This is a genomic window from Actinomadura physcomitrii (assembly GCF_008923205.2).
GTDB lineage: Bacteria > Actinomycetota > Actinomycetes > Streptosporangiales > Streptosporangiaceae > Spirillospora > Spirillospora physcomitrii.
On sequence record NZ_WBMS02000003.1, the window covers coordinates 130,403 to 151,901 of the forward strand.

At 74.6% G+C, this 21,499-nt stretch carries 20 protein-coding genes; 6 read left to right on the forward strand and 14 right to left on the reverse strand.

Annotated features, from left to right (window positions below; translation table 11 throughout):
- Positions 1-5: 5 nt before the first annotated feature.
- Entirely contained in the window at positions 6-1,526 is a 1,521-nt protein-coding gene (locus F8568_RS04640; protein ID WP_160573499.1) for an acyl-CoA dehydrogenase family protein, read from the reverse strand.
- A 721-nt stretch (positions 1,527-2,247) separates the two neighbouring features.
- Positions 2,248-2,529 (reverse strand): hypothetical protein, encoded by a 282-nt coding sequence (locus F8568_RS04645; RefSeq protein WP_151591707.1) that lies wholly within the window; start codon positions 2,527-2,529, stop codon positions 2,248-2,250.
- A 590-nt stretch (positions 2,530-3,119) separates the two neighbouring features.
- On the opposite strand from F8568_RS04645, the gene F8568_RS04650 reads away from it, so the two are divergent.
- Entirely contained in the window at positions 3,120-4,025 is a 906-nt protein-coding gene (locus F8568_RS04650; protein WP_202124497.1) for an SRPBCC family protein, read from the forward strand.
- A gap of 35 nt (positions 4,026-4,060) precedes the next feature.
- The gene (locus F8568_RS04655) at positions 4,061-5,062 is read left to right on the forward strand and encodes a hypothetical protein (protein WP_151591711.1); all 1,002 of its coding nucleotides are present in this window, start codon (positions 4,061-4,063) and stop codon (positions 5,060-5,062) included.
- Between the two features lie 9 nt (positions 5,063-5,071).
- Here F8568_RS04655 and F8568_RS04660 read toward each other — a convergent pair whose 3' ends face one another.
- The 5 genes from F8568_RS04660 to F8568_RS04680 all read right to left on the reverse strand — a co-directional run bounded on the left by F8568_RS04660 (position 5,072) and on the right by F8568_RS04680 (position 11,380).
- The gene (locus tag F8568_RS04660; protein WP_151591713.1) at positions 5,072-5,818 is read right to left on the reverse strand and encodes a DUF2817 domain-containing protein; all 747 of its coding nucleotides are present in this window, start codon (positions 5,816-5,818) and stop codon (positions 5,072-5,074) included.
- A gap of 103 nt (positions 5,819-5,921) precedes the next feature.
- Positions 5,922-7,643: an ABC transporter ATP-binding protein gene (locus F8568_RS04665; protein WP_151591715.1), complete on the reverse strand. Its 1,722-nt coding sequence runs from the start codon at positions 7,641-7,643 to the stop codon at positions 5,922-5,924.
- Positions 7,643-9,478 (reverse strand): ABC transporter ATP-binding protein, encoded by a 1,836-nt coding sequence (locus F8568_RS04670; protein ID WP_151591717.1) that lies wholly within the window; start codon positions 9,476-9,478, stop codon positions 7,643-7,645. Before F8568_RS04670 ends, F8568_RS04665 begins: the two co-directional genes overlap by 1 nt.
- Complete coding sequence (locus F8568_RS04675) at positions 9,475-9,858, reverse strand: cupin domain-containing protein (protein ID WP_151591719.1); 384 nt, start codon at positions 9,856-9,858, stop codon at positions 9,475-9,477. The genes F8568_RS04670 and F8568_RS04675 overlap by 4 nt, the downstream gene beginning before the upstream one ends.
- 46 nt (positions 9,859-9,904) lie before the next feature.
- On the reverse strand, positions 9,905-11,380 hold the full coding sequence (locus F8568_RS04680; RefSeq protein ID WP_151591721.1) for an MFS transporter: 1,476 nt from the start codon (positions 11,378-11,380) through the stop codon (positions 9,905-9,907).
- A 165-nt stretch (positions 11,381-11,545) separates the two neighbouring features.
- On the opposite strand from F8568_RS04680, the gene F8568_RS04685 reads away from it, so the two are divergent.
- Together F8568_RS04685 and F8568_RS04690 are read left to right on the forward strand one after the other, a co-directional pair.
- Positions 11,546-12,697, forward strand: coding sequence for a sensor histidine kinase (locus F8568_RS04685; RefSeq protein ID WP_151591723.1), 1,152 nt, complete (start codon positions 11,546-11,548; stop codon positions 12,695-12,697).
- Positions 12,694-13,353: a response regulator gene (locus tag F8568_RS04690; protein WP_151591725.1), complete on the forward strand. Its 660-nt coding sequence runs from the start codon at positions 12,694-12,696 to the stop codon at positions 13,351-13,353. Before F8568_RS04685 ends, F8568_RS04690 begins: the two co-directional genes overlap by 4 nt.
- Positions 13,354-13,359: 6 nt before the next feature.
- Here F8568_RS04690 and F8568_RS04695 read toward each other — a convergent pair whose 3' ends face one another.
- Together F8568_RS04695 and F8568_RS04700 are read right to left on the reverse strand one after the other, a co-directional pair.
- Positions 13,360-14,127, reverse strand: a complete 768-nt coding sequence (locus F8568_RS04695; RefSeq protein ID WP_151591727.1) for an SDR family NAD(P)-dependent oxidoreductase — start codon at positions 14,125-14,127, stop codon at positions 13,360-13,362.
- Between the two features lie 116 nt (positions 14,128-14,243).
- Positions 14,244-14,822, reverse strand: a complete 579-nt coding sequence (locus F8568_RS04700) for a TetR/AcrR family transcriptional regulator (protein ID WP_160573500.1) — start codon at positions 14,820-14,822, stop codon at positions 14,244-14,246.
- A gap of 143 nt (positions 14,823-14,965) precedes the next feature.
- Here F8568_RS04700 and F8568_RS04705 point away from each other — a divergent pair, with 143 nt between their 5' ends.
- A complete protein-coding gene (locus F8568_RS04705) occupies positions 14,966-15,688 on the forward strand; it encodes a DUF4440 domain-containing protein (RefSeq protein WP_151591732.1) in 723 nt (240 codons plus the stop codon).
- A gap of 24 nt (positions 15,689-15,712) precedes the next feature.
- Here the strand turns inward: F8568_RS04705 and F8568_RS04710 are convergent, their stop codons facing one another.
- On the reverse strand, positions 15,713-16,744 hold the full coding sequence (locus tag F8568_RS04710) for a medium chain dehydrogenase/reductase family protein (RefSeq protein ID WP_151591734.1): 1,032 nt from the start codon (positions 16,742-16,744) through the stop codon (positions 15,713-15,715).
- Positions 16,745-16,882: 138 nt separating this feature from the next.
- On the opposite strand from F8568_RS04710, the gene F8568_RS04715 reads away from it, so the two are divergent.
- Positions 16,883-17,524, forward strand: coding sequence for a TetR/AcrR family transcriptional regulator (locus F8568_RS04715; protein ID WP_151591736.1), 642 nt, complete (start codon positions 16,883-16,885; stop codon positions 17,522-17,524).
- Positions 17,525-17,556: 32 nt separating this feature from the next.
- Here F8568_RS04715 and F8568_RS04720 read toward each other — a convergent pair whose 3' ends face one another.
- The 4 genes from F8568_RS04720 to F8568_RS04735 all read right to left on the reverse strand — a co-directional run bounded on the left by F8568_RS04720 (position 17,557) and on the right by F8568_RS04735 (position 21,144).
- A complete protein-coding gene (locus tag F8568_RS04720) occupies positions 17,557-18,201 on the reverse strand; it encodes a DUF6962 family protein (protein WP_151591738.1) in 645 nt (214 codons plus the stop codon).
- Positions 18,202-18,279: 78 nt separating this feature from the next.
- Positions 18,280-19,068, reverse strand: a complete 789-nt coding sequence (locus F8568_RS04725) for a citryl-CoA lyase (protein WP_328600724.1) — start codon at positions 19,066-19,068, stop codon at positions 18,280-18,282.
- Positions 19,069-19,094: 26 nt separating this feature from the next.
- A complete protein-coding gene (locus F8568_RS04730; RefSeq protein ID WP_151591743.1) occupies positions 19,095-20,291 on the reverse strand; it encodes a CaiB/BaiF CoA transferase family protein in 1,197 nt (398 codons plus the stop codon).
- Positions 20,292-20,346: 55 nt separating this feature from the next.
- The gene (locus F8568_RS04735; protein WP_151591746.1) at positions 20,347-21,144 is read right to left on the reverse strand and encodes an IclR family transcriptional regulator; all 798 of its coding nucleotides are present in this window, start codon (positions 21,142-21,144) and stop codon (positions 20,347-20,349) included.
- Between the last annotated feature and the right edge of the window lie 355 nt (positions 21,145-21,499).

Below are 21,499 nucleotides of genomic sequence, written 5' to 3' on the forward strand. Positions count from 1 at the left end.
CGCGGTCACGACCGCCGCGGCAGCCCCGGCCACGCCTCGGGCGCCGTCGGGATCGACCGCGACGGCGGTGCGCCCGCCGTGGCGGCGACGCCGTCCTCCAGGCCGAGGACGCCGGTGGACAGCAGGCCGAACTCGGTGGCGACGCGGGCGATGTCGGCCTTCAGGAACTCGATCGCCGTGCGCGCCCGGCGCGGGTCCGCGCCGGTCTCGGCGGCCCACCGCATCACCTGGCCGATCGCGAAGGCGTAGCCGATCGCGCGGCCGGCGAGGACGAGGTGCTCCTGGCGCAGCTTCCGGTCGAGGAACGACAGGTCCAGCCGCTGCGCGGCGACCGCGGCGGCGGTGAGCGGCCATCCGGCCAGGAACCGGCTGAGCGGCCGCCCGGCGGTCCGGGAGAGGCAGTGCTCGGCGAGCTGCTGGCTGAGCAGATCGTTGGTGCCGTCGAAGATGGTGTAGACGCGGGCGTCGAGGAACGCCTGGCCGGAGATGTTGGTCGGCGACCCGCAGCGGTATCCCTCGCCGCCCGCGAGCTGCTGGTAATGGTGCGCCGAACTGAGCATCCGCTCCGTGGCGACCGTCTTGATGGCCTGGACGGCGGGAAAAGCGCCGATCATGCTCTCCTTCATGTCCAGGTCGTTCTGTAAGTAATGGTTGAGCGCCGCGCACACGGTGTAGGAGGCGTCGATGGCGGCCAGCCGGTACCGCACGAAACGGATATCCGAAAGCGGCCCCGGACCGAGTTTGCGGCGATCGGCGTAGGCGTGCGCCTCGCGGCTGATCCGGCGCAGGAATCCGCAGCCCATCGCCGCCATCATCGCGCGCGACGCCATGAGCATTTCCACCATCGGCCGCAGATTCCTGCCGTCGGCCGGGATGCGCCGGTGCCGCGGGACGACCGCGTCGATCTCGTTGAGCCCGTAGTCGATCGCTTTCAGGCCCAGCGGCTCGTACGGCTGCAGGGTGCGGAATCCTTCGCTGCGCTTGACGATGAAATAGCCGTACTCGCGGCCGTCCTTGTCGTTCTTCGCGCTGACCAGCCACCAGTGGGCGCTGATGCTGAACGCCTGCCAGTGCTTGCGGCCGCGGATCCGGTACCCGCCCTCGACCTCCTCGAAGGTGGTGCGCATGCCGGACATCGCCGAGCCGCAGCCGGGCTCGGTGGAGGCGAACCCGCAGATCGCGGGGTCGCCTCCGGCGTACAGCGGCAGCACTTCCTGCTTGGCCTCCTCGCGGGCCCACAGCACGATGGGGCGTAACGCCACCGCCGTGATGACCGTGACGTACATGCCGACCGGGAGGTTCCATTCGGAGACGGCCTCGACGGCACGGCACATCTCGACGTGGTCGTCGCGTCCGCCGTACTCCTTCGGCAGCGTCGGCAGCAGCACGCCGGCTCTGGTCAGCAGCGTCCAATCGTCGGCGGGCAGGTTCTGCTGGGGGTAGGTCGCGGTGTCGAATCGGCGAGCGGTCGCCTCGATGCCGGCGATGAACGCGTTCGTCGACAGAGACAGAAGATCATTCATCATGGCGTCGGCTCTCATGGTTCGATCTGACGGTGCTGGAGGTTCCGGCGGTCGGGCGCGGTGGCCGCCTCGGTTTCCGGGCACTGCGGCGGATCATTTCGCGCCGCTCGAATCATCCCCTTTCGCGTGGTTCACGTCATCGTTTATCGATCGGTCACCGGGTGCAAGGAACATCTGGCTTACCGTAAGTGGCGGTGGAAACCCGGACGGCTGGAGCGACGTGCGCGAACTCGTGGCACTGCTTTTTCTGCTGAGGCCCCGCACAACGCTACCGGCGCTCCGCGGATCGCGATCGTGAAAGAAGGAAGCTCGTATCGCCGCGCGGCCGTCCGCCGCGACCATCAGCAGCCGCCCGTGCCGGTCGACGCCGTCGAGCTCGCGGGTCGCCCGGTCTTGCGCGCGGACGCCCAGGTCGGTGCGGAGCCGCGCGAACCGCACGCCGCGTCCGCCGCTCGGCAGGACATCGCGGTGCGGCCGTTGTTCGCCTCGCTGGTCGGCTCGCCGTCCAGCACGTGCAGGCCGGAGGGGCCGAGGGGGAGGGAGGGCGCGTGCGCGGCGGACTCGTGCGCGGAGCCTGCGGTGGGGGCGGCGAACGCGGCCGCCGCGGCGGCGGACAGCGCCGCGGCGCGAAGGGGACGTCTTATGCGGTCATGATCGGCGCGGCCGGTGACGCGCGCGTGGCCGCCAAGTGATCATCCCGGGCGGCCGCGCGCGGGTCAGCGCGTCAGGTCTCGAACCGGACGCAGGTGCCGTACGCGACGTACTGGGTCTCGGTGTGGATGCGCATGACGTCGGTCGTGGTGAAGTCGGTGCGGCCCACCACGTTCGGGACGGCGAGGAGGCACACCCCCAGGACGGCGTCGGGCCGCAGGTCGGCGCTGGCGCGTTCGAGGTTGGTGAATGCGGACTCGGGGCTCGAGGCGGGCTGGCCGGCCCTGATCCCCAGCGTGGTGACCCCTTCCTGGTCGTCCGGGATGCGGTCCGTCGTGTACATCGGTGTGCTCACCGGGGATTGATTCCCCCGCCGCGCCGATGCCCTCTCAGGGGCCCTTCATGGCTCGGGAAACTCTGTGTGTGTGGGGGCGACCCCCCACAGCCCCCCGCTGCGGGGTGAGCGGCACCTTCCGCTCCGCTAGCGCTCCGCTGCAGATGCCCCTCACCCCGGTGGGGGCCTGCCCCCCACGCCCCCCGGTGGGGGCTCCGCCCCCAACACCCCCCTTTTGTGGGGGGCGACCCCCCACACCCCCCGGAGCGGGGGTGCCCGGCGCCACTCCGCTCCGCTGGCGCTCCGCTGCGGGCTTCGGGCACCCCCGGTGAGGGGCCAGCCCCCCACGCCCCCCGGCCGGGGGCTCCGCCTCTTCCTGCGGACGTGTGCGGACCGGGCCCGACCCCCGCGCGTGCCCGTGCCCGCCGCTGATCCGCGGGGCTTTTCCGGTGCTTTATGGGGTCTTGAACTCGCGGTCGGCCGGCGGCATCGGATCCCGCCGGTGTAGATCGTTGTTTTCGCAGGTCAGTACGTTTCTGTACACCGGTCGGCGGCCCGCCCGGCTATGTTCGCAAAAAGGGATGAAGTCGACGCGAGACGGAGTGGTGACAATGGCTGGAACCAGCCCTCCCGACACTGGCACCGCCGACAAGCGCGAGTCCGCCCGCGGTGCGGTGGACGGCCTTCCCGTCGACCAGCTCAAGGAGGCAGGGCAGGAGTTCGTCCAGGCGCTGATGGTGAAGGCCCTCAAGAGCGCCAGCGGCACGGTGAAGCACATGACCGAGCGGCTCGGCGGTCCCGGCGGCGACGGCGGGGACGGCGGCGGCACCAAGGCGAAGATGGTCGCCGCGGGCGCCGAAGGCCTCCAGGAAGGCAAGTCCCCGCTCAAGGCCGGCCTCAAGGCGGGCATGACGGGCGCGAAGGAGACGGCCAAGAAGGCCGTCGGAGCCGGGGGCGGCGGCAAGGGCGGCGGCGAGGACGAGGCCAAGGTCATCAATATCGTCGAGAAGTTCGACGTGGGGCTGCCCCGGCGGGTGGCCTACGACCAGTGGACCCGCTTCTCCGACTTCCCGAGCATGACCAGCAAGGTGGAGAAGGTCGAGCAGGAGTCCGACGAGAAGCTCAACTGGCGCGCCAAGATCTTCCTGTCCCATCGCGACTGGGAGTCCACGATCGTCGAGCAGGTGCCCGACGAGCGGATCCTGTGGAAGTCGGAGGGGCCGAAGGGCTACGTCGACGGCGCGGTCACGTTCCACGAGCTGTCCCCCGACCTGACCCGGATCCTGCTGGTCGCCGAGTACCATCCCGACGGCTTCCTGGAGAAGACCGCGAACCTGTGGCGTGCGCAGGGCCGCCGGCTCCGCCTCGACTTCAAGCACATCGAGCGGCACATGATGACGCGGACCCTGCTGGAGCGCGACGACATCGAGGGCTGGCGCGGCGAGATCCGCGACGGCGAGGTCGTCAGGACGCACGAGGACGCGGTCAAGGAAGAGAAGCAGGCGGCGAAGGACTGACCCGCGCCCGCCCCGATTCCCGGCTTGGAGGAGCGATGGCCGAGAACGCCGACGGCACGAACCGCGAGCACGACGACCGGAGCGGCTCCGGCGAGGTCGAGGAGAGGACCGGGCGGATCATCCCGCCGGACGGGGAACGGCCGTCCCCCGAGGGTCCGGACGTCCACCTCAACGTTCCGGAGCTGAAGGTGGACGAGATCTCGCTGGAGGTCGACGACCTGGAGGCGCACGTCTCGCTGGACGCCGGAGTGCTCGACCTGCTCAGGCTGAGCGTCGGCGCGGACGTGTTCCTCGGCCGGGTCAAGCTGGGGATCAAGGGCGTCTCGGCGCAGGCGCTGCTGCAGGTCCGGCTCGACCACGTGGCCGAGATCCTCGACCGCGTGCTGACCACCCTCGACCGCAACCCGGAGATCCTTCAGCACCTGGGACGCGGCGTGGAGGCCCTCGCGCGCGACGTCGGGACCGGCACCGGCGAGGCGGTGGGCCAGGTCGGCCGGGGCGCCCGGGTCGCCGTCGAGGACGTCGGCGAAGGCACCGGGCGCGTGGTCGAGGACGTCGGGAAGGGCGCCGGCGGCGCGGTCAGGGACGTGGGCAAGGGCGCCGGCGGCGCTGCCGGCGGGATCGGCGAGGGCGTCGGCGGTGCGGTAGAGGACGTCGGAGAGGGCGCGGGAGATGCCGCCGGCAAGGTCGGTGAGGGAGCGGGCGACGCCGCCGCCGGCGTGGGCGGGGGAGCCGGTGCCGCGGCCGAGGACGCGGGCAAGGGTGCAGGAAAGGTCGCCGAGGGGGCCGTCGAGGGCGCCGGGAACGCCGGCGCCGGCGCAGCGGACACCGCAGAGGACGTGGAGAGCACCGGCGAGCGTTCCGGCGAGGACGCCGAGCCGGCCGATTCCGGTGCCGGGGCGTCCGACCGGGGCCGCTCCGAGGAGCCCGCAGGGGGCGGCGAAGACGAGGGCGGCGACCTGCGGGGCGCGTTGCACGAGGCCGAGGACTCCGTCCGCGATCTGGGCCGCGCCCTGCTCCGGATGGTCACCGGGTAGCCCGCCCGGTCAGCTCCCCGTGATGCGGCGGACGGCGCCCGCGTACCGGCGGACGGTCGGCGCCGGGAGTCTCCCGCCGGGGAGCTCGACAACGAACGCGCTCTGCCGGACGACCGTGTTCTCCCAGCTCGTGGCGCTTCCCGGGTAGACGGGAAGCGCGCGCAGCGGAAGCCCGACGTCGCGGGCGAAGCGGCGCTGGACGTCGCCCGGCCCCTGCGAGCCGTCGACCACGGCCAGATGCTGGTGGAACCAGATCGCCACGGTCGGCCGCACGCGCCGGACGAGGCGCGCGGCCGCCGCCGACTCCGGCTCCGACAGCGGCGCCGCACCGGAGTGGTGGGCGGAACCCGGGGCGCCGATCGGCCGCCAGCCCGCCGGGAAGTTGCGGTTGAGGTCCACGCCGCGGGCGTTGCCCCGCGTCCGGGCCGCCATCCCGTCCGGGTTGAGCACGGGCACGATCCAGAGGTCCGCGTGCGCCGGGCGCGGGCCGGCGGCCAGGGCGTCCGCCACCGCCGCTCCGGCCGGCTCGTCGCCGTGCACGCAGCCGACGACCAGCACCCGCCGCGCCGCGTGCGGGTCCCCCAGCTCGACCGCCGCGATCGGACGGCCCTGGACGGACCTGCCCAGCACCGCCGTCCGGCGGACCGTGCCGCCGGACGGCGGCCCGCCGGTGTCCCCGCACCCGGCCAGCAGGACCGCCACGGCCCCGAGCAGCGCACCGGGCCCGCGCCGGCTCGCCGTCCACCGCCCCGCCATGTTCCCCCCGATGCGCGCCGTCCGGCCGGTCCGGGGGGTGACCGTCCAATGCCCCCTGCGCCGCCGCTGATTCACCCGTCCCGGTGATCGGGAAGCCGCACGGTCACAGCGCCCCGGTCGGGGCCGGGTCCGTGGAGAGCGCCCAGAAACCGGCGTAGCGGCCGCCGCGCCGCAGCAGCTCGTCGTGGGAGCCCTCCTCCACGATCCGGCCGCCGTCCAGGAAGACGACGCGGTCCGCGCGCCGGACGGTCCGCATCCGGTGCGCCACCATCACCACCGTCCGGCCCGCGACCAGGCGCTCGATGCCGTCGTGGACGGCCGCCTCGTTCACCGGGTCCAGCGCGGAGGTCACCTCGTCGAGCAGCACGATGGGCGCGTCCTTCAGCAGCGCCCGCGCGATCGACACGCGCTGGCGCTCGCCGCCCGACAGCAGCTCGCCGCCCTCGCCGACGTTCGCCGCCCAGCCGCCGGGCAGCCGCTCGACCACCTCGTCCAGGCGGGCCGCGCCCGCCGCGGCCCGCACCTCCGCGTCGCTCGCGTCCGGGCGGCCGAGGCGGACGTTCTCCTCGATCGTGCCGTCGAAGAGGTGGACGTCCTGGAAGACGACGGCGATCCGCGCCATCAGCTCCTCGGTGCCGATATCGCGGACGTCCGCGCCGCCGACGCGGACCGCGCCGGCGTCCACGTCGTAGAACCGCGCGATCAGGTGCAGCAGGGTGCTCTTGCCCGCGCCCGACGGCCCGACCACGGCGAGGCGCCGCCCCTCCGGCACGGACAGCGACGCGCCGTCGATGACAGTCCGGTCGCCGTGCCGGAACGTGACGGACGCGAACTCCACGCCGCCGTGCGCCGGCCGGACCGGTTCGCGGGGCTCGGGCAGCGGCTCGGTGCGCAGCACCGCGTCGAGCCGGGCCAGTTCGGCGCGCGCGCCGCGCAGCCGGCCGCCGAGCTCCGACAGCGACAGCAGCGGGTCGGCGCAGCGGGCGGCGAGCACCAGGAGCGCCAGGACGTCCGCCGTGCCGATGTCCCCGCCGAGCGCGAGGTAGGCGCCGAGGGCCAGGAGGGCCGTGAAGACCGCCTGCACCGTGAGCGTCAGGCCGAGGACGCCGGGCAGCGCCGCCAGCGTGGAACGCCGGGACGCGCGCTGCAGACCGCGGAGCGCGTCGTCCAGCATCCCGAAGCGTTCGGCGGTCCGGCCGCCGGCCCGCAGCACCGGCTGGGCCCGCAGGTACTCGACGACCCGCGCGGCGGCCTCGTGGTCGCGGTCGGCGCGCTCGGCATCGGCGGCGGCCATCGCGCGTCCCGTCCCGACCTGGACCGCCGCCACCGCCGGTGCGGCGAGCAGCGCGGCCAGGCCCATCCGCCAGTCGAAGCCGATCATCACGGCGACGATCGTGAGCGGCGTCGCGCAGGCGGACACGAGCGGCGCCAGCAGGTGCGCGATCACGCTCATCGCCTGCAGGAGCCCGCGCCCGGCGAGGACGGACACCTCCCCGACGCGGCGCGGCCCGTACCAGCCGACGGGCAGCCGGGCCAGATGGTCGCCGAGCCGGTGGTACATGCCGTGCAGCAGCGTGGTGCCGACGCGGAACCCGGACAGGTCGCTGACGTACCGCAGCGCCCCGTACACCGCGACCGCGGCGCCGAACGCGATCAGCCAGGGCCGGGCGTCTCCGGGCGCGCCCCCGAAGAGCGCCCGGAGGATGGGGACCAGCAGCGCGTAGGACAGCCCTTCGACGACCGCGGTCGCCGTCATCAGCGCCACGGTGCGGCGCACCGGCCGGGCGTACCGCGGACCCAGCACGCGGAACAGCATCGAGATCATCACAGGTCGTCTCCTCGCAGGGCGCCGCGCGGGGACGCGGCCGCGCCGCCGCCCGCCGCCAGATGGGACCGCCAGAACGCGGCGAACCTTCCGTCCCGCGCCAGCAGTTCGGCGGGCGCGCCGCGCTCGGCGACCGCCCCGTCCTCCAGCATCACGATGGTGTCGGCGTCGGCGACCGTCTCCAGCCGGTGGGCGATGACCAGGACGGTCCGGTCGCCGCCCGGCGCCGTCAGGGCCCGCCGCACGGCCAGTTCGGTCTGCGGGTCGGCGAACGCGGTCGCCTCGTCGAGGACGAGCACGGGCGTGTCGGCGAGCAGCGCGCGGGCGATCGAGATCCGCTGCGCCTCGCCGCCCGACAGGGCGGCCTCCTCGCCGAGCACCGTGTCGTATCCGCGCGGCAGCTCGGCGATGCGGTCGTGGACGTTCGCGCGCCGGGCGGCGCGGACGATGTCGTCCATGGACGCGTCCGGGACCGCGAGCGCGATGTTGTCCGCGACCGACGCGCGCAGCAGGCGGACGTCCTGGAACACGAACGAGACCGTCCGGTAGAGGTCGCGGGCGGCGATCTCGCGCAGGTCGGCGCCGCCGAGGACGACCGCGCCGCCGGTCGGGTCGAAGAACCTTGGCAGCAGCCGGACCAGTGTCGACTTCCCGCCGCCGGACGGCCCGACGACCGCGGTGACCGTCCCCGGCTCCAGCACCAGGTCGATGCCGCGCAGCACCTCGCGGTCGGGCCCGTAGCCGAAGCGGACGTTCCGCAGCTCCACCCGGTGCCCGCGCGGGGCGACCGGGTCCGCGGGCTCGGGCAGCGGCGGCACCGCGAGCACCTCGCGGATCCGGCCGATCGCGCGCCGCGCGCCCTGCAGGTCGTCGAAGCCGTGGAACAGCGCGCCCACCGGGGCGGTCAGCCCGAGGCCGAGCAGCAGGAACGGCAGCAGGTCGGCCGGGGCCAGGCCGCCGTCCGCGATCAGCACCGCGCCGCCGGTCAGCACGGCCAGCAGCACGAACGGCGGCGACAGCACCAGCTGAATCGCGGCGGCGACCCCGGACAGGGCGCGCACCATCCGGTAGAAGGCGGTGACGAACTCCTCCACCGCGGCGGTGAACCGCCGGAGGGCGCGGTCGCCGCCGCCGAACGCCTTCACGACCGCGATGCCCTGGACGAACTCGACGACGGAGTTCGCGATGCGGCCCTGCGCCGCGTCGAACCCGCGCTGCTCGCGCCGCCGGCCCGGCGTCATCATCAGCGGGACCAGCGCCACTGCCAGCAGCACCGGGACCAGCGTGATCAGCGTGAGTCGCCAGTCCACGGCGAGCAGGTAGGCCAGCGACCCGAGCGGCACGACGAACGCGGAGGTGAGCTCGCCGGGCGCGTGGGCGATGAACGGGTGCACGGCGCTGACGTCGTCGCCGACGAGCTTGGTCAGCTCACCGGTCCGGCGGCCGGCCAGCCAGCCGATCGGGACGCGGCCGAGCCGCGCGGCCAGCCGCCGCCGGAACGCCAGCTGGACCCGGCCGTCGAGCAGGTGCCCGATCCCCGAGGACGCGGCGGTGCACAGCAGCCGGACGAGCAGCCCGGCCGCGCCCGCGGCCACGGCCGTCCAGACGCGGCCGTGGTCGGCGGGGCCGGGAGCCAGCAGGGCGCGGCCCAGTTCGGCGACCGCGAGGAGCGGCGCCAGGCCCGCCACCGCGCCGACCACCTGGAGGGCGACGAGCGCGGCGAACCCGCGGACGTGGGGGCGTAGCAGCCCGGCCGCCGGATCGTCCGGGTCCGCGGCGGGACTGGCCTCGGCAGGCGGCGCCGGTCTCGCTCGGGTGACGCCGGTGGCGGTCATCGGCGTGCCTCCGTCCGGCTTCCGGCCGGCAGGGTGACGGCCATGATGCTGCTGGGGACGTCCAGCGCGATGCGGTGCCACCGCCCGCGCGGGACGATCGCGGCGGTCCCGGCGTGCAGCCGGATCTCTTCTTCCTCCTGCCCCGGCTCCTCCGGACGCAGGTAGAGGCGGATCTTCCCGATGAGGCACGAGACGACCTCCTCGGCCTCCGGATGCACCTCCCAGCGGCCGCCGTGGACGTCGGCGTCGGTCTTGGCGTGGAAGGCGGTGAGCTGCCAGCCGTCGTGGCCGGTGCGCACTGTCCTTTTCGCGGCGTGGATCGTGCCGCCCTGGCGGAGGTGGAGCAGGGACGTGAACAGGTCGATCGGGGTGACGGGCATGCCGGGCCGTCCTTCCTGCGGTGAGAGGCCGATGGGGGAGCGGCGGTCAGTCCGCGGCGGCGGCCGGCGCGGGGTCGCCGGTCCGCCCGGCCGGCGCCGGCGGGCCGCCGCGGCGCAGCACGGTGACGGCGATGAGGACGGAGCCGAGCAGGAGCACGGCGCCGAGGCTGAAGCCGAGCGCGTATCCGTCGCTGAGCGACGCGGGCGTCACCGAGTCGCCGGTGCGGTCGTGCGCCGCGGTACCGAGGGCCGCCAGCCCGAGCGAGGCGCCGATCTGCCGGACGCTGTTCAGCAGCCCCGACGCGGCGCCGGCCTCGTGGGGCGCCACGCCGGTGGTGGCAGTGGAGACGATCGGGGCGAGGCAGAGCCCGAACCCGACGCTGGCGACGATGGAGGGCCCGAGGACGTCGACCAGGTAGGTGCCGTCCGCGCCGATGCGCCCGAACCAGGCGAACGCCGCCGCCGTCATGAGCCCGCCGGTGATCAGCAGGGTGCGGGCGGGGAGGCGGTAGCCGAGCTTCACGGCGAGGAAGGAGCCGACGACCACGCCGAGCGCGAACGGAACGAACTCGAGCCCGGTCAGCGCCGGTTCCGTGCCGAGGACCCGCTGCAGGTAGAGGGACATGAAGTAGAAGGACGACGACAGCGCCGCGCCGGCCAGCAGGTTGTAGGCGTTCGCGCCGGCGACCGAGCGGTTCGCGAGCATCCCGAGCCGGATCAGCGGCTCCCGGGCGGTGGCCCGCTCGACGAGGACGAACGCGGTGAGCAGCAGGACCGCGGCCGCCAGCGTCGACACGGTGACCGCCGACGTCCACGCGTACCGGTCGGTGCGGACGATGCCGAACACCAGCAGGGTCATGCCCGCCGTGGCCAGGACCGCGCCGAGCACGTCCGGGCGGCCCCGGCGGGCCGGGGGCGGGTCGGCGGCGACGCCCCGCCAGGCCATGGCGAGCGCGGCGGCGGCCATCGGCACGTTGACGAACATCACCCAGCGCCAGCCGGCGTACTCGGTGAGCAGGCCGCCGAGCAGGACGCCGAAGGCGCCGCCGGCGGCGTTCATCGCGCTCCAGATGCCGAAGGCGCGGACGCGGGCCCGTCCGGCCGGGAACGTCGCGGTCAGCAGCGCCAGCGCGGCCGGCGCGAGCGCGGCGGCGCCGACGCCCTGGGCGACGCGGGCGGCGACCAGGTGGCCGGGTTCCTGCGCGAGGCCGCCGAGGAGGGAGGCGAGGCCGAACAGGCCGAGGCCGAGCCGCAGCACCCGCTTGCGGCCGTACCGGTCGGCGGCCTTGCCGCCGAGCAGGAGCAGCCCGCCGAACGTGAGGGCGTAGGCGTGGATCACCCACGTCACGCCGACCGCGCTGAACCCGAGGCCGGACGCGATCCGCGGGAGCCCCACGTTCACGACCGATAGGTCGAGCGACACCATGAACTGCACGACGGCCACCGCGGCCAGCGTGAGCCCGGGCCGGGCGGCCGGTTCGGCGGCGGCCCGTCCACGGGACGTTTTCCGGATCGTGTACATGCCGGAAATGGTGCTGTTCGTGCTGGTCGCCGGTCATCGTGCGGGGGAAGACTCCTTCGCCTGACGCCCCGGACGTAGGCGCGCCCCGTCTACAACGCCGGGAGTAGCCGGTTGATACCTCCTGCAGCGGAGGACTGCGGAGAAAAAGGCGCATAACCTACCCGAATGAGGTTCTTGGACGGGAGGCGGCCGCTCGCCGAGGACGGCCTGCTCGCCGCGGCGATGGCCGTCCTGCTGACGGTCGTCATGCTCTACTCGCCGCGCGCGGGCGCGCTGGACGTCGCGGCGGGCGTCGCCGGCTCGCTCGTGCTGGTCGCGTGGCGGCGGGCGCCGCTGGTGGCGCTGCTCGGCAGCGCGGCGTTCATGCTCGTGGTCGCCGCCCGCACCCAGCCGGGCCCGGCGGCCGCCTACCCGGTCATGGTGGCGGTGTTCGCCGCGGTCCGCGCCGGTCACCGGGCCGCCGCGGCGCTGGTCAGCGCGGCCTTCCTCGGCATCGCCGTGGCGGTGAACCTGCCCGGCGCCGACGGGACCGGGGAGAACCTCCAGAGCGTCGCGCTGCTGGTCGGCTGGTTCGTGGCGGCCGGCGTCGCGGCGACCGTCATCCAGCACCGGCAGGCCTACCTGGAGGAGGCCGAGCAGCGCGCCGCCGAGGCCGAGCGCACCCGCGAGGAGGCGGCCCTGCGCCGCGCGGGGGAGGAGCGGCTCCGCATCGCCAGGGAACTGCACGACTCCCTCACCCACAGCATCTCGGTCATCAAGGTCCAGGCCGGGGTGGCGGTCCACCTGGCGCACCGGCGCGGCGAGGACGTCCCGCCGGCGCTGCTGGCGATCCAGGAGGCCAGCGGCGACGCCATGCGCGAGCTGCGCGCCACCCTGGAGGTGCTGCGCGACTCCGACGGCGGCGACGGCTCCGGCGGCGAGGCCGCGGCGTCCGGCCTCGACCGCCTCGGCGACCTGGTCGAACGGGCCCGCTCCACCGGCCTGGACGCCACGGTGACGATCTCCGGGACCCGCCGCGACCTGCCCTCCGAGGTGGACCGCGCCGCGTACCGGATCGTCCAGGAGGCGCTCACCAACGTCTCCCGGCACGCCGGCGGAGCCGCCGCCGCGGTGTGCGTCGAGTACGCGGACAAAGCGCTGGTCGTGCAGGTCGAGGACGACGGGAAGGCCGACCCGGACGCGCCGCCGGTGCCCGGCAAGGGACTGCTCGGCATGCGCGAGCGCGTCGCGGCGCTCGGCGGCCGGCTCCGCGCCGAGCCCCGCGCCGGCGGCGGCTTCGTCGTGCGCGCCGAGCTGCCCCTGGAGGGAGCCGCGTGATCCGCGTGCTCCTCATGGACGACCAGGCCCTCATCCGCGGCGGCTTCCGCGCCCTGCTGGAGATCGAGGACGACATCGAGGTGGTCGCCGAGGCCGCCGACGGCGAGCAGGGCGTCGCGCTCGCCCGCGAGCACCGGCCCGACGTCGCCCTCGTCGACATCCAGATGCCGGTGATGGACGGCATCGAGGCGACCCGGCTGATCGCCGCCGACGAGCGGCTGGCCGGCGTGCACGTCGTCATCCTCACCAACTACGGCCTCGACGAGTACGTCTTCAACGCGCTGCGCGCCGGCGCCTGCGGCTTCATGGTGAAGGACACCGAGCCCGCCGACCTGCTGCAGGGCGTGCGGGTCGCGGCCCGGGGCGACGCGCTGCTGTCACCGGCGATCACCCGCCGGCTGATCGCCGAGTACGTCGCGCGCCGTCCCGAGCCCGCCCCCCAGGCCCTCGACGTGCTGACCAACCGGGAGCGGGAGGTCGCCGCGCTGGTGGCCCGCGGGCTGTCCAACGACGAGATCGCCGCCCGGATGGTGATCAGCCCGACCACCGCGAAGACGCACGTCAGCCGGGCGATGACGAAGCTGCGCGCCCGGGACCGCGCCCAGCTCGTCGTGTTCGCCTACGAGTCCGGCCTCGTCACCCCGCGCCGCGCCTGACGCCGGTCACCAGGGGACCGGGCCCTCCGCGCCGAAGAAACCGCCGGTCGGCCCGTCCGCGCCGAGCGTGGCCAGCCGGACCAGGACCTCGGCGCCCTCCTCGACCGTGAGGACACCGGTGTGGGCGTTGCTGTCCGTGGCGACGAAGCCGGGTGCGGCGGCGTTCACCAGCACACCGTCCTTGCGCAGCTCGTTCGCGTACTGCACGGTCAGCGCGTTCAGCGCGCTCTTGGACGGCGAGTACGCCGCCGACGGCAGCAGCGCCGCCATCGGGCCGTCCGGGTCGGCGAAGATCGTCATCGACGCGGCGTGGCTGCTGACGTTGACGACGCGCGGTTCCGGCGACCGCCGCAGCAGCGGCAGCATCGCGTTGGTCACCGCGATCACCCCGAAGACGTTCGTCTCGAACACCCTCCGCACCATGTCCAGGTCGACGGTGCTCGGGACCTGGTCGACGGCCTTGTCGGGCGAGATCGGCCCGGACCCGCTGATGCCGGCGTTGTTGACCAGCACGTCGAGGCGGCCGAAGCGCTCCTCCACCTGCCGCGCCGCCGCCCGGACGGACGCGGCGTCGGTGACGTCCAGCGCGACCGCGTGCACGTCGCCGCCCGCTTCGCGCAGCGCCGCGGCGGCCTCCTCGCCGCGCCGCGGATCCCTGGCGCCGACCAGGACCGTCATGCCGAGGGCGGCGAGCTGCGCCGCGGCCCCCCGCCCGATCCCCTTGTTCGCCCCCGTGACCAGCGCGACTTTACGGTGTGCGTCCTGCTCGCTCATATCCGGCTCCCTGTCTCGGAAGGGGTGCGTCCTGCTCGGCACCCGTCGTCGGACCCGAGACGACACAGCCCGCCGGCCTGTGACACGCGGGGAACGGGGTCAGTGCGGCGCCGGGGTCAGGTGCGGGCTTCGGCGCGGAGGCCGCGGATGAACAGGTCGAGGTGGCGGCGGGCGAGGGCCTGCTTCTCCTCGGGCGGTAGCGGGCCCGGAAGCGGGCGGGCGATGCGGACCGCCATCATGCCGATGTCGGCGAACGTGACGTCCCCGGGCAGGGTGCCGGCCGCGTGCGCCGCGCGGACCAGGCCCTCCAGGAGGCGAAGGCTCTCCGCGCGCAGCGGCGACAGCTCGGGGTCGCCCTCGAGATCGACCCTGCCGAGCACTGCCGGAAGCACGGCGGAGACGCGCAGCTCCAGCGTCCGGCGCAGGTAGCGGGCCAAAGCCTCGAACGGGTCGGCTTCCCGCGCGCAGGCGTCCCGGACGGCCTCGACGGTGCCGGTCAGCGCGTCCAGGGCGACGGCGTGCAGCAGCGTGGCGCGGTCGGGGAAGCGGCGGTACAGGGTGCCGCTGCCGACCTCGGCGCGGCGGGCGACGTCGTCGAGCGGGACGTCGGGGCCGCGTTCGACGATCATGTCCCGCGCCGCCGCCAGGATCCGCTCGAGATTGCGCCGCGCGTCGGCCCGCATCGGCCTGGTCATCGTCCACCTCCTTGCTTCGTGGGGACCACGGTAGCAGCAAAGCGGAGAAAATTTCCCCGCTTCCTCTTGCCTGCCTCGGGGCGACGTGCCACGGTCAAGTGGAGGGATTCGTCCACACATACCGCAACGAAAGGGACGGCGCTATGAGCCGCCAGGAGATCCTCGACCTCGTCCACCGCTTCGCCGACGCCGAGCTCACCGGCGACAAGGCCGCCTACGAGCGGCTGCTCGGCCCCGACTTCACCGGCATCGGGCCCGTCGGGTTCGTCCTGGACGGACGGCAGTGGGCCGGCCGGCACGACGACCTGACCAACCACGCCTTCGAGATCATCGACCCGCACGTTCGCCTGTACGGGGACGCCGCGATCGTCACCGCCGTCCAGCGGCAGCGCACCACCGCGCGCGGCCACGACGCCAGCGGCTCGTTCCGGCTGACGCTCGTCGCGGTGCGCGACGGCGACCGCTGGACGATCGCGAACCTGCAGCTCAGCGGCCCGCTCCGGCAGCCGCCGGCGCCCCCGGCAGAGCCCGCGGACGCCGCGACGATCTCCCGCGCCGAACTCAGCGCCGCCATCGGCGCCGGGACGGCCGTCGCCGTCGACGCGCTTCCGGCGCCCGCCTACGACCGGCGGCACCTCCCGTCCGCCCTCAACCTCACCGCCGAGGACGCGCCCGCGTCCGCCGCCGGCGTCCTGCCGGACCGCGCCGCGCGGATCGTCGTGTACTCCACCGACACCTCCTGCACGCGCGGCCCCGACCTGGCCGCCGAGCTGAAGCGGCTCGGGTACCGGAACGTCCGCCTCTACGCCGAGGGCATCGAGGACTGGGTCGCGGCGGGCCTGCCGGTCGAGTCCGGGGGAGCGTAGGCCGGGCGGCCGGTGGCGCGGCGGCTACGGCGTCAGGACGACCTTCCCGGCGACGGTGCCGGACTCGGCGAGCCGCATCGCCTCGGCGACGCGGGTGAGCGGCAGCCGCGCGGCGATGCGGGGCGTGATGTCCCCGCGCTGGAGCGCGGCGAAGACCTCGGTCAGGTCCGCGCGCAGCCGCGCCCGGAAGCGGTCCTTGGACAGCGCCCGTCCGGCCCAGGCGTTGTAGAAGCAGGCGTGGCGCCCGTTGGGCAGCGCGTTCCACAGCCAGACGCGTCCGAGCAGCTTGACGACGGGCCACCGCTTGGACCCCTCGTCGTCGCGGGTGGAGGCGCTGCCGTAGGAGATGAGCGTGCCGCCGCACGCGAGGAGGCGCCACGAGTCGACGATGCCGGCGCCGCCGACGTGGTCGAACACGGCGTCCACCCCGCCGGGCGCGATCTCGCGGACCCGCGCGGCGACGTCGCCGGCGCGGTAGTCGACGGGCGCGACGCCCTGCTCGCGGAGCAGGTCGTGGTGGCGCGCCGACGCCGTGCCGATCACCTTCACGCCCGCCGCCCGGGCGAGCTGGACCAGGACCGAGCCGACCCCGCCGTTGGCGCCGTGCACCAGGACGGTCTGCCCGGCGCGGACGCGCGCCTTGCGGTGCAGCATCTGCCAGGCGGTGATGCCGTTGACGACCAGGGTCTCCGCCTCGGCCGCGCCGATCCCGGCGGGGACCGGCACCGCGTCCGCGGCGTCGAGGACGACGTGGCTGGCCCAGCCGCCGGTCTTGGTCAGTGCCGCGACCCGCGTGCCGGCCAGGCCCGGGTCGGCGCCGCGTCCGGTGGCCTGCACCGTGCCGACCAGGTCGTATCCGGGCACGAACGGGTACGCGGGCTGGTCGTAGTAGCGGCCGCGGCGCATCTGCTGCTCGGCGAAGGAGACGCCGGTCGCCTCCATCCGCACGACGATCTGGCCCGGCCCCGGCGCGGGGACGGCCCCGCGCCGGATCCGCAGCCCCTCCGGCTCGACCTCGCCCGGCAGGACGACTTCGACGAGCTCTTCGGTGTTCATACCGTCCTCCACTTCGTGACGCCTTCTTGCTTCTGTTAGAAGCTATAACCGAGTTCGCGCGAGAGTCAATAGGGTTCGTGATAGCCTCTAACTGGATCGTCGGGGCTGCGGCGCGAAGCGCGGGAAGGGCGGCAGAGCATGGCGGAGACGGGGACGCGGACCCCGCGCGAGCGGTACCGCGCCCAGGTGCGCGCGGAGATCAAGCAGCACGCGTGGAAGCAGATCGCCGAGACCGGCGCGTCCGCCCTCTCCCTCAACGCGATCGCCAAGCGGATGGGCATGAGCGGGCCCGCGCTCTACCGCTACTACGCCGGCCGCGACGAACTGATCACCGAGCTGGTCGGGGACGCCTACCGGAGCCTCGCCGACGCCCTCGGCTCAGCCGCCGGCGGCGGCCTCGCCGGGCTCGCCCGCGCGCTGCGCGCCTGGGCCCTGGACGACCCGCAACGCTACCTGCTGATCTACGGCACCCCCGTGCCCGGCTACCACGCGCCCGACGACATCACCCGCATCGCGGCCGAGATCATGGCGCTCCTGCTCGACGCCTGCGCGGCGCTGCCGCCCGGCCGTCTCGAGTCGCCGTTCGACGCCCACCTGGCCGACCACCGCGCCTGGGCCGGCGACCACCCCGCCCCGCCCGCGGTCCTGCACCGCGCGCTGACGATCTGGACCCGGCTGCACGGCGTGCTGTCCCTGGAGCTCGCCGGCCACTTCACCGGCATGGGCTTCGACCCGGCCCGCCTCTTCGCCGCCGAAGTGGACGCCCTGCTGGCGCCCTGACCCCGCCCCTGCCCGCCCCGCCGCCGCGAGCGTCAGTGCGCGAGGGCGCGCGGTTCCGGATCCGGGCGGCGCGGCGCGCTGACCGCCGCGTACAGCAGCACCATGCCCACGATCTGGGCGAGGTGGTACAGCGACGTCGGGTCCAGCGCGACGCGGCGCGTGACGTCCGGGTCGATGGCCTTGGCCGCCGCGGCGGCGCCGTCGGCGACCAGCGCGATGATCACCGGGCCGGCCATCGGGTGGCGGCGGCGGGCCGCCCATGCCCACAGGGCGATGATGCTGAGCATCGTCAGGCTCTCGCAGGCCAGCAGCGCGTCGACGCCCGCGTGCCCGGTGACCGCCAGCACCGCGTACGCCGCGATGCCGATCGACCGCAGCAGCCAGAACGTCCGCTGGTGGCGCGGTCCGAGCACCTCGGCGACGGTGGCGGCGAGCAGGTAGGACACCGCGATGACGACCATCGCGCTGATGACGGCCCAGCTCGGGCCGGTCCAGCGCGCGGAGTGCTTCACCACGCCGTGGTGGACGAAGCCGGCCAGGGCGGCGGCTCCCGCCCACCCGAAGGACGTGCGCCAGTGCCGGTGCGCGGCCGGCGAGCGGCCCAGCCGGACGGCGAGCACCACCACGACCACCCCCAGCGCGAGGTCGCTGAGGGCGGGCGCGGGTTCGGCGAGCACATCTGCACGTTACCGACAAACCGCCCATCGCTGTGCCGTCCGCCCCGCGTCCGGCGCCCCGGCCGGGGGGCGCCGGGCTCAGTCGAGGCGGGCCGGGAGGACGGCGCGGGGGATCGGGCCCTTGTTGCGCCGGCCGCTCTGGCTCTCCTCCCAGGCGTGCGCGAGGACGCCGATGCTGCGGCTGAGGACGAAGAGCCCCCGCGCGAGCGGCGCGGGGAAGCCGAGCTCGGCGTAGATGATGGCGGTGGCCCCGTCGATGTTCATCGGGACGGGCCTGGCGCGCCCCTCGGCGAGCCGGGCCTCGATCGCCTTGCCGGCGCGCAGGTGGCGGCCGGGGACGACGCCGTCCCGCACCGCGTCCTCGACCAGCGCGAGCAGCGGGTCCCGGCGCGGGTCGCGGGGGTGGAAGCGGTGGCCGAAGCCGGGCAGGTAGCGGGGCCCGTCCGCGACGGCCTGCTCGGCCGCCGCGCGCAGGCCGAGCCCGGCGTCCTCGCGCCGGATGACGTCGTCCAGCAGCCGGACGCACTGCTCGCCGGCCCCGCCGTGCGCGTCGCCGAGGGTGTTGACGGCGCTGGCGACGGCGTTGTTGAGCCCGACGCCACAGGTGGCGGCCATGCGGGCGATGGCGATGGACGGCGCCTGCGGACCGTGGTCGACGGCCGCGACGAGCGCCGCCTCGAGCAGCGCGGCCTGGCGGGGCGCGGGCAGGTCGCCGCGCAGCATCAGCCAGATCACGGACGTCAGGCTCGTCGTGCCGATGAGGTCCTGGACCGGGCGGCCGCGCAGCTCGATGACGCCGGGTTCCATGTGCGAGACGGCGGTCGCCCACCAGTCCGCGACGGCGCCGGTCGGGTCGATCTCGGTCACGGGAGCCTCCTGCGCTGGGCGGTCGGTCATGGGGTGACGGCGTCCTCGGCCCGGCCGTTCCAGCGGTCCGCGAGGGCGGCGCGCTCGGCGTTCTGGTCGCCGAGCAGCGGCGGGGGCCCGGTGGGGCGCAGCGGTTCGCCGTCGTGCAGCACGCCGCCGCCGGCGACCTTGAGCACCCGTCCGGAGCCGTCGGGGAAGGGCAGGTCGGTGAAGAAGCCGCGGTGCTCGAGCTGGTCGAGGCCGACGGCCTGGGGGACGGTCACGACGCGGGCGGCGGGGACGCCGGCCGGGCCGAGGATCCGCTCCCACTCGCCGGCGGTGCGCCGGCTCAGGGCGCGATTGAGCTCGCCGGTCAGCTCGTCGCGGTGCAGCTTGCGCCGCTCCCGGTCGGCGAAGCGCGGGTCGTCGAGGAGGTCGGGCCGGTCGAGGAGGCCGCACAGCGTCTCGAACTGCTGCTGCCGGTTGGCGGCGATGTTGAGCGGGCCGTCGGCCGCCTGGAACGTGCCGGACGGCGCGGCGGTCGCGTTCTGGGTGCCCATCGGCTCCGGCGGGACGCCGCTGACCAGGTAGTTGGACACGGCCCAGCCCATCGCCGAGACGGCCGACTCCAGCATGGAGACGTCCAGGAACGTTCCCTTGCCGGTGCGGTTGCGGCCGGCGAGGGCGGCGGAGATGTGCAGCGCCGCGGTGAGCCCGCCGACGGTGTCGCAGACGGGGAAGCCGATCCGCAGCGGGGCGGTCTCCCTGGTGCCGGTGATGCTCATCATGCCGGACAGGCCCTGGATGATCTGGTCGTAGGCGGGGGCCTGGCTCATGGGGCCGGTCTGGCCGAAGCCGGAGATGGCGCAGTAGACCAGCCGGGGGTTCAGCTCGCGCAGCCGCGGCCAGCCGAACCCGAGCCGGGCGAGGACGCCGGCGCGGAAGTTCTCCACCAGCACGTCGGCCCCGCGGACCAGGTCCGCGAAGGCGGCGCGGCCGGCGGCGTCCTTGAGGTCCAGCTCGACGGACTTCTTGCCCGCGTTCTGCGCCAGGAACGAGGCGCCGATCCCGGACCGGTTCAACTCGGCGTCGGGGCCGAGGTGCCGCGCGAGGTCGCCCTGCCCCGGCACCTCGATCTTGACGACCTCGGCGCCGAGCAGCATCAGCTGGTAGCCGCAGTACGGGCCGGCGAGGACGTTGGTGAGGTCGAGGACGCGTACACCGCTGAGCGGTCGCTCTGACATGCGCATTTGCTCCTTCAGGTCACGCCGCGGGTCCGGGAGTGGGCCCGGCCGCGGGTCAGCGCGCGGGGCTGAGCGGGTGGTCGAAGCCGCGTTCGGACATCTCCGCGGCCACCTGGCGCAGGTCCGCGGCGTACTGCTCGACGACGTCGTCCGGGAAGCGGACCGTCGGGCCGCTGAGGGACAGCGCGGCGACGACGGTCCCGGACCGGCCGAGGACGGGGACGGCGACGGCGGACAGGCCGTCCTCGCGCTCCCCGTGGCTGACGGCCCAGCCGCGGTGCGCCGCCTCGTCGATCCATTCGCGCAGCCGTTTGACGTGGCCCTCCCCGTAGGGGGAGCTGACGGCGATCCGCCTGAGGAGGGCGTCGGGGGCGTCGCGCAGGAGGGCCTTGGACGAGGCGCCGGCCCAGAGGGGGAGCTCGTCGCCGACGTGGACGACGTGGCGGAGCGGCTGCGGGCTCTCCTGCTGGGCGACGCAGACGCGGTAGATGTCGCGGAGCATGTAGAGGTTGACGGTCTCGCGGCGGCGGGCGCCGAGGTCGCGCATGTGCTTGCGGGTCTCGGGGGGCAGCTCCCAGCTGCTGCGCGCGAGGTGGGCCCAGCGCCACAGGCCGGGGCCGGGGAGGTAGCCGTTGGGCGCGGCCCACAGCAGGCCGTTCTGCTCCAGCGTCTGGACGAGCCGGATGACCGTGGTCTTCGCCAGCCCGGTCGCCTCGGTGATCTCGCGGATCGAGATCACCGGGCGCTCCTCGCTGAGCAGGGACAGGATCTCGACGGCGCGCTGGACGCTGCGGACGCCCTGGTGGTCGGCGGCGGACTGGGCGTCGGCGGCGGGCTTTTTGGCTGGGCTCACTGGTCCTCGATCTCCCCGATGTCGGCGGTAGGGTCCGGGAAACCCGGCGTGCTGCGCTCGGCCGCGGATGCGGAGCGGGAGCCGGCGCGGGGCCGTGCCCGGTGCGGCCGGGGACGGCTCGTACGTTACACGGAGTCCATACAGTGGTCTAGTTGGACCGTCAGTCGGTCTGTCTGGGCGGTTCTGGGAACTTTCCGCCGTGCTCTTCCCCTGGTGAGCGCCGTCACCTATAACTAACTCACTGGTTCGAACATTAGAGGGCGGCCGAGGAGGTGGCAGGGCCGTGCGACCGACCGTTCCGGCGGCTCTCCGCCTCCAACTTTCTCGCCGCCGACCCTTGTCAGCGCGCGGCGCG